The organism is Vreelandella songnenensis, from assembly GCF_003002925.1.
In the GTDB taxonomy this organism is placed as follows: domain Bacteria; phylum Pseudomonadota; class Gammaproteobacteria; order Pseudomonadales; family Halomonadaceae; genus Vreelandella; species Vreelandella songnenensis.
Genome location: NZ_PVTK01000001.1, coordinates 231,565 through 244,436 on the forward strand (window position 1 = coordinate 231,565; position 12,872 = coordinate 244,436).

The following is a 12,872-nucleotide window of genomic DNA, read 5'->3' on the forward strand; positions in this document are numbered from 1 at the left end:
GCTCACTCCTCGTCGTTTTCGCTATGCATGAGCGCTCGCTGTGAGCCTGCACGCAGCGAGGCGCGCTGCCCCGCCAGCCAGTGCATTCCAATCAAGCACATGGCGTTGTCGAGTCTTCCCTGGTTCAAGAGTTCCCAGGCGGTGGGATACGCCACCACGTGTACGCGAATATCTTCGTGCTCTTCATCCAGCCCGTGAATCCCTCCCAGCCCTTGAGTATCTACCAGCCCGCAAAAAAGCGTGACGCGCTCATTGCAGGCGCCGGGGCTTGGGTAATAAGTGTGCAGCAGCGTCAGCTCACCCACCGTGCAGCCCGCTTCTTCCTGAGCTTCACGCCGGGCAACCTCTTCAAGGGATTCGCCCTGCTCGACAAGTCCTGCCACCAGTTCAAGCTTCCAGGGCGAAACCGGGTCATCAACAGCGCCTGCTCGAAACTGCTCGACAAGCACCACCGCATCCCGCGCGGGGTCGTACAGCAGCACACCTACCGCATCAAAGCGGCTATGCACTTCGCGGTGCATGGGCTTGCTCCAGCCGCCTTCGAACAGTCGGTGGCGAAGTTCGAGGGCTTCCAGGCGGAAGAACCCCTGATAGAGCGGCTTGCGCTCGATCAGTTCAATATCGTCGCGGCCAAATAGCGGCGTGTTCAGCGATGAAGTTTCAGCATTGAATGCCATGCGGCACTCCCAGTAGTCACAATCGTTCCATTATCAATGCTTGCTACCGGGAATGCCAATCTGGCCGGGGCGGGATTACATTCGGCTCAACATGGCCTGGGCATCGCGGCGCAGCGCTTCATCGGAAAGCTCACGCTGAGCACGCGGCGTGCCGTTCACCGCACGCTCGGCGTGTTCGCGGGCCGCTTCGGTATCGCCTTCATCAAGCAGGAACTCGGCATAGTAGTAGTTGACATCGATCCCTTCCGGGCGAACCTCGACGGCACGCTGGAACATTTGCCGGGCTTTTTCGCTGCTGCCAAAACTGATCGGGCGCCCCGGCACGTTGTCGTAAAGCGCACCCAATGTGACGTAGGCAGAACCGTTGCCGCCCTGCGGGTCAAGCGCGATGGCCCGTTCCAGTATATCGCGTGCATCGCTGGCTACACCCAATGCGCCCAGCCCGCCACGTTCACGCGCATAAGAGGCCAGAATGATGCCCTGCCACACCAGCAGGTCGGCCTGATCAGGATGTTCGCTGACCAGGGCCGCGGCCTCACCGGACAAGGTCTTCAAGGTGCTTTCGCGCTGATTGGCCGGCAGATCGCTCATCGTATGTTCCCAGCGATTCTTCAGCGAGAAAAGTTCGCTCTCGTAGCCAAAGGCCGTTACCGAGGCCAGCGCCAGCGTGCCGCTGAGGGCGGCGGTAATCAGTAAACGTGAAACGGGTATGACGCGCATGACAGTCTCCTGGATTATTTTTATCAGCGTAGCGGTTAAGGGGTAAATCGCCTACTCCGACAATGTAACGAACGTTTGAATGATTCGCCAGTCACCCTTCGCCGTATTCTGCTTTGCTCGCAGCGCCTGGGTTCACGTAAGCTACCGAATTGACTCAAGAGAGCATTCATATGAAAGGCCGCAACATGACCCGCTGGCGCGACCCGGCCAAGGACCCGCGCCAGGAGCCCAAGAGCAACCTGATCACGGCAGAGGGCGCCGCCCGGCTGCGCGGCATACTCGATCACCTCTCGCGGGTGAAACGCCCGGCGCTTTCCACCAAGGTGGGCGAAGCTGCGGCCCTTGGTGACCGCTCTGAAAACGCCGACTACACCTACAACAAGAAAGAGCTCAACCGCGTGATCGCGCGCATTCGCTATCTGACCAAGCGGCTGGATGAGCTTCAGGTGGTGGACCGGCTGCCTGCGGATACCGGCAAGGTCTTCTTTGGCGCTTTTGTCAGCCTCGAGGACGATGAGGGAGAAAACCTTGATATCCGCATCGTCGGCCATGACGAGATCGATACGCAAAAGCGCTGGATCAGCATTGACGCCCCCATGGCGAAGGCGTTACTGGGCAAGCAGGTGGACGACGAGATCACGGTGCTCACCCCCAACGGCGAAACGTTCTATATCGTCACGGCGATTCGCTACGAAGGCGCATAGTCAGTAAAAAGAACAGTCAGCAAGACGCGTTCGACCACCATTCTCCGTTCATGAATATTTGATGAAACGCTTGTCGTCGCTTCATATGTCCATAATACTGGACATATGGAAATAAACGATGCCACCTCAAGTTTCAGCGCGCTTTCCCAGGCAACTCGCCTGGAGGCGCTACGCCTGCTCTTGCGTCATGAACCCGAGGGCTTGCCCGCCGGCGAAATCGCCCGCAGGCTCGATGTCCCCCACAACACCCTTTCGGCGCATCTCGCGGTACTTGCCCGAGCAGGCTGGGTAAGCTCGCAGCGCGAGAGCCGCTCGATCATCTACCGCGCAAACCTTGGGCACATGCAGCGGGTGCTCACCTTTCTCGTCAGCGACTGCTGCAACGGCGACCCTACGCTATGCGCGCCGCTCGTCGATGCCCTGACAACCTGTTCATCATCCTCAACGAAGGAGCCAACGCCATGACGTCCTTGATCTACCACAACCCCGATTGCGGCACCTCACGCAACACGCTGGCCATCATGCAGGCCTCCAAGGAGCCGCTTGAAGTCGTCGAATACCTCAAGACCCCGCCCAGCCGCGAGCGGCTTTGTGATCTGATAGCGATGATGGCCATTGCACCCCGGGAGCTTTTACGCCGCAAGGGAACGCCCTTCGACGAGCTTGGCCTGGATGATCCGGCGTTGAGCGACGATGCGCTGATCGATGCCATGCTGGAACACCCGATCCTGATCAATCGCCCTATTGTCGTGACCGCCAAGGGCGCTCGGCTCTGCCGCCCCTCGGAGCGGGTCTTCGGTCTGCTGGCCACACCGGTCGCCCGCTATACCAAGGAAGATGGGGAAGTTGTTGCGGCCAAGGATCATGTCGATGTCTAGAACCGGCGACTCTGATGATCTTCCCAACATCGAGCCTGCACGCCTGCACCCTGTCGATATCGACCGCTTGGCCGGCTCTGATGCGCCGCGCCATCCACCTCGCATTCTGGTGCTCTACGGCTCGCTGCGCGAACGCTCCTATTCGCGCCTGACCGCCGAGGAAGCCGCGCGGCTGCTGCGCTGGTACGGCTGCGAAGTCGAGCTTTTCGACCCGTCCGGCCTGCCGCTGCCCGACGACGCCGAGGCCGACCACCCCAGGGTGCAGGCGCTTCGCGATCTGGCCACGTGGTCCGAGGGCATGGTGTGGGTCAGCCCGGAACGCCACGGCGCGATGACCGGTATCATGAAAACCCAGATCGACTGGCTGCCGCTGTCATTGGGCGGCGTGCGCCCCACCCAGGGCAAGACCCTGGCGGTGATGCAGGTCTCAGGCGGAAGCCAGAGCTTCAATGCCGTCAATCAGATGCGCATTCTCGGGCGCTGGATGCGTATGGTGACAATTCCCAACCAATCCTCGATCCCCAAGGCCTTCAACGAATTCGACGAGGCCGGGCGCATGAAGCCATCCCCCCTCTATGCCCGCGTTGTCGATGTCTGCGAGGAGCTGGTGAAGTTCACCTGGTTGACCCGAGGCCATTCGGCCTACCTGACCGACCGCTACTCCGAGCGCGTGGAAAGCGTCGAAGCGCTCTCCGAGCGCGTCAATCAACCCACCCTCTAGAGTGAGCGTGCAACATGCTGGCATTGGCAATATTCATCGTGACCCTGCTGCTGGTGATCTGGCAGCCGAAGGGGCTGGGCATTGGCTGGAGCGCGTTGGGCGGCGCAGTGGCAGCGCTGCTGACGGGTGTCGTGCAACTGGCCGAGGTCGCCATCGTCTGGGAGATTGTCTGGGACGCCACGTTCACCTTTGTCGCGCTGATCATCATTTCGCTGATTCTCGACGAAGCCGGCTTCTTTGCCTGGGCCGCGCTTCACGTGGCGCGCTGGGGTAATGGCCGGGGGCACCTGCTCTTCCCTCTGGTGGTCGTGCTGGGTGCCTTCATTGCGGCCTTTTTTGCCAACGACGGCGCGGCCTTGCTGCTCACGCCCATCGTCATCGCCATTCTGCTGCGTCTGAACTTCACGCCGCCCGCAGCATTGGCCTTTATCATCGCCACCGGGTTCGTGGCGGATACTACAAGCCTTCCGCTGGTGATCTCCAATCTGGTCAATATCGTTACCGCCAACTATTTCGGCATCGGCTTTGATCGCTACGCCCTGGTCATGGTACCGGTCAACCTGGTGTCGCTTGCGGCCACCCTCGGCGTGCTCTGGCTCGCCTTCGGCCGCCGAATACCGGCAAGGTACGCGATGGACAAGCTCGAAGCGCCGCACTCGGCGGTGAAGGACCCGCTGGTGTTCAAAGCCGCCTTTCCGCTTCTGGCGCTGCTGATGGTGGCCTACTTCGTCACCGCCCCGCTGGACGTGCCCATCGCTTTTGTCACCGGTACCGCGGCCGTGCTTCTGATGGCGCTTGCCGGGCGCTGGTGGCGCGGCGGCCGCGGTGCGGTCGTATCGGTCAATCAGGCGCTGCGCGGCGCGCCCTGGCAGATCGTGCTGTTCTCCATCGGCATGTATCTGGTGGTTTACGGGCTGGGTAATGCGGGCTTGACCGGCTACGGCGCACAGGCGCTCGAGTGGCTCGCGGGGCAAGGCAATATCGTCGCCACGGTAGGCACCGGGTTTCTGGTCGCCCTCGTTGCATCCATCATGAACAATATGCCGTCCACCCTGGTGGCAGCACTTGCAATCGACCAGGCAACGCTTCCCGCGCTGACCCAGGAACTGATGATCTACGCAAGCGTGATCGGCAACGACCTGGGGCCGAAGTTCACTCCCATCGGCAGCCTCGCCACGCTGCTCTGGCTCCACGTGCTGGCGCGCAAGGGGTATCGAATCAGTTGGGGGCAGTACATGAAGGTGGGGCTTATGATCACCCCGCCGGTATTGCTGGCAACGCTTCTGGCGCTGGCCTTCTGGCTGCCGGTGCTACCGGCGGGTTAGGTGGGCGGCCCTCAAGCACGTATTACTAGCGAAGCAGCGTCTCTGAACACTGGTTACTTGCTGGCAGCATACACCCGGAAACGGCGGTTATCGGCCAACACCTCGAAGCTGCCAAAAGAGCTTTCGAGCAGCGCCGGGTACGGCAGAAACCCGTTGGCGACGATGATGAACTGCCCGCCTCTAGCCAGCTGCTCTGGCGCTTTTTGAATCAAGCGCTGGCTGGGGCCGTAGCTTACATCGCGCTCTTGATGAAACGGCGGGTTGCTGATGATCAGGTCGAACGTCTCGCCATCAAGCGCGCTGTACACATCGCTTTGCAGCACGCGTCCTTCCAGCGCGTTGGCCGCTAACGTGCGCCGGGTAGCTTCCACCGCAAAGTCGCTGACGTCCACGGCGGTGACCGTATGACCCTTGCTTGCAAGCCAGGCGCTGATGATGCCGTCGCCGCAACCCATGTCGAGTATTCGCCTGGGCACCTTGGGTAACCTGCTTGCCAGGCTTTCCAGCAGAAGCTGCGTGCCTTCGTCCAGCTTGCCGTGGCCAAACACGCCAGGATGGCTGACCAGGGTCAAACCCAGTGCATCGAAGTGTTGCCAAGCGGCCTGCACGGCGTCACTCGCTCTTTTTACCGTACGCGTGGCATAAAGCGAGCAGCGCCGAGCGTTATCCAGCTTGTCGCAGGCCATGCCCAGCTCTTCGAGCACCTTGGGCACGCGCTTGATGCCGCCGTTGTGTTCGCCGACGATCTCGAGCGACGTTTCCTCGGGCAGCGTCTCGCACAGCCACTCTACCCACCAGATGCCCAGCTTCAGCGCCTTGGGCCAGAACAGCACCGCGCGATCAAAAGAGGCCGAAAGCGCAAACGGGCTGTTGGCGAGCTTGCCGCGCTCGTCCCAGGCCTCGACCACGTTGAGATCTCCGCTTACCGCGCCAAGCGTGTGCTCCACAAGCCAGGTATCAAGCGGCGGCGCGATGGCAAAGTGGTGCGTGTAGTCGCTCTGCTGGCGCTCCAGCAGTTGACAGGCGGGTAGTTGCGCGCTCATTGGACGGCCTCCGATTTGGTTAACGTATAAAGCAGATAGCGGCCCAGCCGCCAGTGGGGATCAAGGCGGCAGTACTGTTTTTCCAGAGCCAGCAGGGTCTCGCGCTCGCCGTCACTGGCTGGCGGATGGCGCAGGTAGTCCTGAAACACGCGGATGCCCGCTACCTCGGTGATCACCAGTTGGTTTTCCGCGCCCCACGCCTCGATCTGTGCGTGGGTGACCGGCGATATCGGCGTCAGCCGCTGGCGCTTGCCCATTCCTTCCAGGCGGTCGCTCAGCGCCTTTTCCAGATTGCCCTTCACGGCATTGGAAAAGCGCAACGCATCGCGGTTGAATACCATCAGGCTGAGCTGCCCACCCGGGGCCAGCAGGTCGGCCAGAACGGCAATGGCCGCACGCGGATCGCCCAGCCACTCGAGCACGGCGTGGCAAGTAATCATCGGCCAAGGCCCAGGGGTTTCATCAATAAGCGCCTGCAGCGGCGCGTTCACGTAGCGAATCGCCTCATGGGGAAGCCCCTTCGCCTCACGGTGCCACTGGCGGGCGTAGTCGAGCATGTCAATGGAAGGCTCGGCCATGGTGACCGAATGGCCGCGCTCGGCAAACCAGGCCGCCTGCTGGCCAAGTCCGCCGCCAATATCCAGTACGCTCTGCTGATCCAGGCGCAGCATTTGCGGTAGCAGGTAATCGAGCATGGCAAGGCGCAGCTCGCCGCGCGGCGCCTGATAAAGCGAGCGGGAAAACTTGTCGACCAGGCCATCGAAGTAACGATCACCTGCATGGGTCAATTCATAAGGGGTTGGCATGCCACGCGCATCGCTCATGCAAAAGCGCGTAGTTTACCCTTCTCGAACGCGAAACGCTTGCCGGGGCAGGTGCATCTGCCAGTTTTCCTGCTGTTCCAGGGCAAACGCCAGCTGCATCAGCTGTTTATCTTCACCAAGGCGGCCAACTATCTGCACGCCGATCGGCAGGCCGTTGGCGCCAATATGCATTGGCACCGACATGGCCGGCTGGCCGGTAAAGTTGGCAAGCTGAGTGAACGGCGTGCGGCTCAGGGCGTCCGCGGCCATGCGCTTGAGCAGCCCCCCCTTCAGCGCCAGCCACGCCGCGCCGGGTATTGCCAGAAGCCCCATCAGCTTCTCGCGTGCGCCCGATGGGTAGAGTTCACCCAGCCGCGGCGCGGTATCCGCCGTGACGGGCATCACCAAGGCATCATAACGCTGATGAAAGTCACTCATCTGCCCGGCAGCCACGAACCATTCCCGCTTGGCCAGCTCGTAGGCCCGGGCCGACAGCCTTGCACCCAGCCGGCCGATGGCGCGAGTGGACGGCTCTATCGCCAACCGATGCACAGGCGTGTGGGTCTGACGGCTTATCCACTCAAGATCCGCCGCCAGATGGCCTAGATAAAGCGTCAGATAGCTTTCCACCAGAGCCTCACCATTCACGGGAGGGTCGCACCATTCAACCTCGTGGCCCATATCGGCCAGATAAGCTGCCGTCTTTTCAACGGCTGCACGGACCTCGGCGCTGACCCGGGTTCCCAGGCTGCGCCCCAGCGGTTCGCCAAGCGACAGGGCAATGCGCTGGGGCTTGGCGGGGGATGCAAGCGCTGCCAGATAGCCAGTCTCGCGTAGAACGGGGTAAGGGCCTGCCGGCGTCATGCCGTTGATCTGTTCCAGAAGTGCGGCGCTGTCGCGCACGCTGCGGGTAATGGCGTGCTCGATCACGGCCCCCTGCCACACTTCGCCAACCCCCGGGGCCAGCGGCACTCTCCCCCGAGAAGGCTTGAAACCGAACAGGCCGCAGTAGCTGGCAGGTATGCGGATCGAGCCGCCGCCGTCGCCCGCCAATGCCAGCGGCACCATACCGCTGGCCACCGCCACCGCCGCTCCGCCGCTCGAGCCGCCCGGCGAATAGCCTTCACGCCAGGGGTTGACCGGGTGCGGGAAGGCCCTGGGCTCGGTAATACCCATTAAACCAAGTTCCGGCGTGACGCTCTGCCCGACGATCACCAGTCCTGCCGCACGGGAACGGGTGATCAGCGGAGCATCTTCGAGGGCGCACCAGCTCATTAGCGCGGCGCTTCCCGATGTTAAAGGCTCGCCCGACAGCCCCATCAACAGATCCTTGGCAAGCGTCGGGACGCCAGCAAAGAACGCATCATCCGCCATCTGGCGGCTCTCAAGCCGAGCCTTTTCGGCGCGCAGCCTGACCACTGCGTGCAGAGCCTTATTGCGCCGCTCGATAGCGTTCAAGGCGGCTTCCAGAAGCTCCTCCCGGCTTATCTCGCCCCGGCGTACCAGCTCGGCAAGGCCCGTGGCATCAAAGCGCTGATACTCGTCGCATCTCATGGCAGCTCCCTTTTTCTTTTTCTCCAGCATACGCGGGGGCAAGGCGAGTTCAATCTACCACTTTTGGCGATATTGCCTTTAAAGGGCGAAACCTCTAACGTGAAACGTTAATGGGAACGTTCCCAACTCACTGCAATGAACGGATATCACGCCCTTGTCGCCGTCTCGCGCCACCCTGATCGAAGTCGCCACGCTGGCAGAAACGTCCAAATCCAGCGTCTCGCGCTTTTTCGGCACTGAGCGTAACAAGCTCTCGCCTGCGCTTTGCGAGCGTATCGAACGCGCCGCGCACACGCTTGGCTACCGCCCCAACCTGATGGCACGTGGCCTGAAAGGCGGCGGCTCGCGCCTTTTGGGCATGCTGGTCGCCGATATCCGTAACCCGTTTTCCGTGGCGCTGGTGCACGGCGTCGAGCAGGCGGCGCGCGCCCAGGGTTATTCGCTGATCGTGTGCAATACCGATAACGACCCGGCACTCGAGCAGACCCAGCTGGCAACGCTTGCGGCCTATCAGGTGGAAGGGTTGGTCATCAACGCCTCGGGCCAGCCGGAAGCGCCTCTGCAGACGCTGATGCACAGCGGCGTTCCGCTGGTGCTGCTTGATCGTGAAGTCAATCAGTTGAAGGCTGACGTGATCGGCCTGGACAACGCGCAGGCCATCGATATGGCGCTGGATCATCTGGCTTTGCAGGGCTACCGCTCGGTGCTGTATGTCAGCGAATCCCCCACTCAGGCCAGCACTCGCCAGGCGCGACTCATTCGCTTCAAACAGCAGGCGCGCCCGCGCGGGCTGACTCGCCGGACGCTGCTGCTGGATAGCCTCGAACTCGAGGCGGTGATGCCCACCCTGAAAGCCTTTGCCCAGTCCGCGGGTCCGACAGCCGTGCTGTGCGGCAATGGTAACGTGACGCTGGCGCTTGCGCGCGGCTTTCAGCGCCTCGGGCTTGCCATGGGGCAGGTCGGTTTGATGGGTATCGATGAGCTCGACTGGTGTGCGCTGATCGCCCCCGGTATCACTACCCTCGCCCAGCCAACCGATGCCATCGGCGCCGCCGCGGTAACCTGCCTGCTCAATCAGCTCAAGGGCACAACACCCGCTACCGTCATCCACCGCCACGCACCCAGACTGCTCGCGCGCGGCAGCACGCAGCGTTCACCCACCCTTTCATCATTTACGCCCGAACAAGCAAACAACCCATGAGTACGCCCATGTCCCATAAAACGTCGTCTCCCGCCATTCTCACCTTCGGCGAAGCCATGGCCATGCTGGTGGCCAATACACCCGGAGAACTTTCCGGGGTCGAGAGCTTTCACCGCCGCCTGGCGGGTGCTGATAATAACGTCGCCATCGGCCTCTCCCGCCTGGGTTTTCACGTAGGCTGGCTGAGCCGGGTAGGCAACGACAGCCTGGGCCGGTTTATCCAGCAAGCCCTGAAAGCCGAGGGAATCGACGAGCGTTATATCCATCTCGATCCCCAGCACCCTACCGGGCTGATGTTCAAGGAGCGCGCCGAGAACGGCGCCGACCCCAAGGTGGAGTACTTCCGGCGCGGCAGCGCGGCGAGCCACCTGAGTATCGAGGACGCCGCGGACATCGATTTTCAGGGACTCACGCACCTGCACGCCACCGGCATCACCCCGGCGCTCTCCGAAAGCGCCCTCGAACTGACACGCCACTTGATGCAGACGGCGCGGGAAAGCGGCGTCAGCGTCTCTTTCGACCCCAACCTGCGCCCCTCGCTCTGGCCAAGCGAGGCGGTCATGCGTGATACCTTGAATGAGCTGGCACTCCACGCCGACTATGTACTGCCAGGGCTTTCCGAAGGCCGGCTCTTGACCGGCGGCGAAACACCCGAGGCGATAGCCGACTTCTATCTCGAGCGCGGCGCCAAGGCGGTGATTATCAAGCTGGGCCCAGAAGGCAGCTACTACCGCGGCAACCTTGACGGCACCCTGGAGAGCTTTCTGGTGCCCGGCCAGCCCGTTGCCAACGTGGTGGACACCGTGGGTGCCGGCGATGGCTTTGCAGTGGGCATCATCAGTGCTTTACTGGATGGCCTTGCGCCGCGCCAGGCGCTCGAGCGTGGCAATCTGGTAGGTGCCCAGGCCGTGCAGGTGGTGGGCGACATGGAAGGCCTGCCCGACCGCGCCACGCTCGAATCGCTCGAGCGTTAACGGCTTACATCGACAAGACCCACGCCGACAGGAGAGAGCATGAAAAAGAGCATCATGGTAATGGGGCGCCTAGACGCCCGACAGGAAGCGGAACTCGCCGAGCACTTTACCCTGCTGGAGCACTCAGGCTCGCTGGATATCTCCCGGGCGGAGGTACGCGAGGTGCTTGCCAAGACTCATGGCATCATCGGCTCGGGCCTGCCCGTCACGCCGGAACTGCTGGACGCCGCGCCAGCACTCCAAGTGATTTCCACGGTATCCGTGGGCTACGACAGCATTCCCGTCGATGAGCTGACCAAGCGCGGCATCCTGCTGTGCAACACGCCGGACGTACTCACTGAAACCACGGCGGACCTGGGTTTTGCCCTCATCATGGCCGCAGGCCGACGCCTGGTCGAGCTTGCCGAAGTGGTCAAGCAGGGTAAATGGCAGTCGAGCATCGGCCCGGAACTCTTCTCAAGTGATATACACGGCAAGACTCTGGGTATGGTCGGGTTTGGGCGCATAGGCGCCGCCATTGCACGACGCGGCGCGCTGGGGTTTGGCATGCCCATTCTTTACTCGAACGCCTCCCCCAAGCCGGCGCTTGAAAAGGAGCTAGGCGCCAAGCGCTGTGAGCTGGATACACTGCTCGCCGAATCCGACTACGTATGCATTACCGTTCCGCTCACCCAGGAGACGGAAAAGCTGATCGGCAAGCGCGAGTTCTCGCTGATGAAGCCGTCTGCCATTTTCGTCAATATTGCCCGCGGCAAGGTAGTCGATGAAGCAGCGCTCATCGAAGCGCTCGAGAACGGTACGATCAAGGCGGCCGGGCTGGATGTCTTCGAGCAGGAGCCACTGCCCAGCTCCTCGCCCCTGCCACATATGGCGAATGTGGTCGCACTACCGCATATTGCTTCTGCCACGCATGAAACGCGTCAGGCCATGGCCCAGCGTGCCGTGGACAACCTCCGCTTGGCACTACAGGGTGAAGAGCCCATCAATGCGGTAAATGAAATCGCATAACGTGCTACCACCAACACGGATAAAGCAAAAAGCCCCGCCGATGCAGTTATCGGCGGGGCTTCTTAATGCTTGGCTTACTTGGCAGTCAACTGCCGCACCGCAAGCTCTACCCCTCGCAGCTCGGCAAGCCCGCGCATTCGCCCGTAAAGCGGGTAGCCGGGGGCGGTGGTGCGGGCCTGGTCGTCCAGCAGCTGGTGGCCGTGGTCCGGGCGCAGCGGCAGGCGCGCCCCGCCCTCTTGTTCCCGGCGGCGCTCCTCGTCCACCAGTGCCTGGATGACACCAACCATATCCACGTCGCCGGCCAGGTGCGGCGCTTCGAAAAACGAGCGCGGGTCCGCTTCGCGCTTGGTGGCGCGTAGATGGATGAAGTGGATATGCGCGGCAAAGTGGCGGGCCATGGCGACCAGATCGTTGTCCTCACGCACCCCGTAAGAACCCGTACAGAAGGTCAGCCCGTTGGCGGGGCTTGGCACGCAGTCCACCACCCACTGGGCATCTTCCCGGGTCGAGACCACCCTGGGCAACCCGAGCAGCGGGCGGGGCGGGTCATCCGGATGAATCGCCATGCGAATCCCTACCTCTTGTGCCACCGGAATCACCGCGCGCAGGAAATACCCCAGATGCTCGCGAAGCCTGGGTGCATCAATGCCCGCGTAACCGGCCAGCACTTCCCGGAACTGTGCCAGCGTGTAGTGCTCCTCGGCGCCGGGCAGCCCGGCAATCAGCGTATTGATCAGCTTGTCGCGGCCAGGCTCATCCAGGGTGTGCAGGTACGCCTGCGCCGCACGCTTGTCTTCCTCGCTGTACTCCGCCTCGGCTTCGGGGCGTTCGAGCAGATAGAGATCGAACGCGGCAAAGGCGGTTTGATCGAAACGCAGCGCCAGAGCGCCGTCCGGCAGCGCGTGGGTGAGGTCCGTGCGCGTCCAGTCGAGCACCGGCATGAAGTTGTAGCACACGGTATCGATCCCGCAGGCGGCAAGATTGCGCAGCGTCTGACAGTAGGTTTCGATCAGCGCGTCGCGCTCGGGCAGGCCTTGCTTGATCGCCTCGTGCACCGGCACGCTTTCCACGACCGACCAGCTGAGCCCCGCCGCCTCGATCATCGCCTTGCGCTCGCTGATCGCCTCGATCGGCCAGACCTGATCGTTGGGGACGTCGTGAAGCGCGGTGACAATGCCGGTCGCGCCGGTCTGGCGAATCTCGCCAAGCTGGATCGGATCCTTCGGCCCGAACCAGCGCCAGGTATGTTCCATAAAGCGGTTCC

General features: G+C 62.3%; 14 protein-coding genes. 8 read left to right on the forward strand and 6 right to left on the reverse strand.

Features of this window, described 5'->3' with window-relative positions; translation table 11 throughout:
• Window positions 1–2: 2 nt before the first annotated feature.
• Window positions 3–677, reverse strand: coding sequence for an NUDIX domain-containing protein (locus B0H98_RS01100; protein ID WP_106373229.1), 675 nt, complete (start codon window positions 675–677; stop codon window positions 3–5).
• 75 nt (window positions 678–752) lie between these two features.
• Entirely contained in the window at window positions 753–1,397 is a 645-nt protein-coding gene (locus B0H98_RS01105; RefSeq protein ID WP_106373230.1) for a TRAP transporter TatT component family protein, read from the reverse strand.
• Window positions 1,398–1,567: 170 nt separating this feature from the next.
• Here B0H98_RS01105 and greB point away from each other — a divergent pair, with 170 nt between their 5' ends.
• The 5 genes from greB (at window position 1,568) to B0H98_RS01130 (ending at window position 5,025) form a co-directional block, all read left to right on the forward strand.
• Window positions 1,568–2,101, forward strand: a complete 534-nt coding sequence (gene greB, locus B0H98_RS01110) for a transcription elongation factor GreB (RefSeq protein WP_106373231.1) — start codon at window positions 1,568–1,570, stop codon at window positions 2,099–2,101.
• A 105-nt stretch (window positions 2,102–2,206) separates the two neighbouring features.
• Window positions 2,207–2,566, forward strand: a complete 360-nt coding sequence (locus B0H98_RS01115) for an ArsR/SmtB family transcription factor (protein WP_106373232.1) — start codon at window positions 2,207–2,209, stop codon at window positions 2,564–2,566.
• Window positions 2,563–2,979 (forward strand): arsenate reductase (glutaredoxin), encoded by a 417-nt coding sequence (arsC, locus tag B0H98_RS01120; RefSeq protein ID WP_106373233.1) that lies wholly within the window; start codon window positions 2,563–2,565, stop codon window positions 2,977–2,979. Before B0H98_RS01115 ends, arsC begins: the two co-directional genes overlap by 4 nt.
• Window positions 2,972–3,700 carry an arsenical resistance protein ArsH gene (gene arsH / locus B0H98_RS01125; protein ID WP_106373234.1) on the forward strand — a complete coding sequence of 243 codons (729 nt, stop codon included), beginning with the start codon at window positions 2,972–2,974 and terminating at the stop codon, window positions 3,698–3,700. The genes arsC and arsH overlap by 8 nt, the downstream gene beginning before the upstream one ends.
• A 14-nt stretch (window positions 3,701–3,714) precedes the next feature.
• Complete coding sequence (locus B0H98_RS01130; protein WP_106373235.1) at window positions 3,715–5,025, forward strand: arsenic transporter; 1,311 nt, start codon at window positions 3,715–3,717, stop codon at window positions 5,023–5,025.
• A gap of 53 nt (window positions 5,026–5,078) precedes the next feature.
• Here B0H98_RS01130 and B0H98_RS01135 read toward each other — a convergent pair whose 3' ends face one another.
• From B0H98_RS01135 to B0H98_RS01145, 3 genes are read right to left on the reverse strand one after another with little or no spacing between them, the layout of a single operon-like run.
• On the reverse strand, window positions 5,079–6,068 hold the full coding sequence (locus B0H98_RS01135) for a methyltransferase (protein WP_106373236.1): 990 nt from the start codon (window positions 6,066–6,068) through the stop codon (window positions 5,079–5,081).
• Entirely contained in the window at window positions 6,065–6,874 is an 810-nt protein-coding gene (locus B0H98_RS01140) for a methyltransferase domain-containing protein (protein WP_106373855.1), read from the reverse strand. The genes B0H98_RS01135 and B0H98_RS01140 overlap by 4 nt, the downstream gene beginning before the upstream one ends.
• Before the next feature lie 33 nt (window positions 6,875–6,907).
• On the reverse strand, window positions 6,908–8,425 hold the full coding sequence (locus B0H98_RS01145) for an amidase (RefSeq protein WP_106373237.1): 1,518 nt from the start codon (window positions 8,423–8,425) through the stop codon (window positions 6,908–6,910).
• Between the two features lie 154 nt (window positions 8,426–8,579).
• Here B0H98_RS01145 and B0H98_RS01150 point away from each other — a divergent pair, with 154 nt between their 5' ends.
• Genes B0H98_RS01150 through B0H98_RS01160 form a run of 3 tightly spaced genes read left to right on the forward strand, consistent with a single transcriptional unit; the run spans window position 8,580 to window position 11,608 of the window.
• Entirely contained in the window at window positions 8,580–9,626 is a 1,047-nt protein-coding gene (locus tag B0H98_RS01150; protein WP_340162370.1) for a LacI family DNA-binding transcriptional regulator, read from the forward strand.
• Between the two features lie 8 nt (window positions 9,627–9,634).
• Window positions 9,635–10,600, forward strand: a complete 966-nt coding sequence (locus B0H98_RS01155; RefSeq protein WP_106373239.1) for a sugar kinase — start codon at window positions 9,635–9,637, stop codon at window positions 10,598–10,600.
• Between the two features lie 39 nt (window positions 10,601–10,639).
• Window positions 10,640–11,608, forward strand: coding sequence for a 2-hydroxyacid dehydrogenase (locus tag B0H98_RS01160; RefSeq protein ID WP_106373240.1), 969 nt, complete (start codon window positions 10,640–10,642; stop codon window positions 11,606–11,608).
• A 74-nt stretch (window positions 11,609–11,682) separates the two neighbouring features.
• Here the strand turns inward: B0H98_RS01160 and uxuA are convergent, their stop codons facing one another.
• Window positions 11,683–12,861: a mannonate dehydratase gene (gene uxuA, locus B0H98_RS01165; protein WP_106373241.1), complete on the reverse strand. Its 1,179-nt coding sequence runs from the start codon at window positions 12,859–12,861 to the stop codon at window positions 11,683–11,685.
• Between the last annotated feature and the right edge of the window lie 11 nt (window positions 12,862–12,872).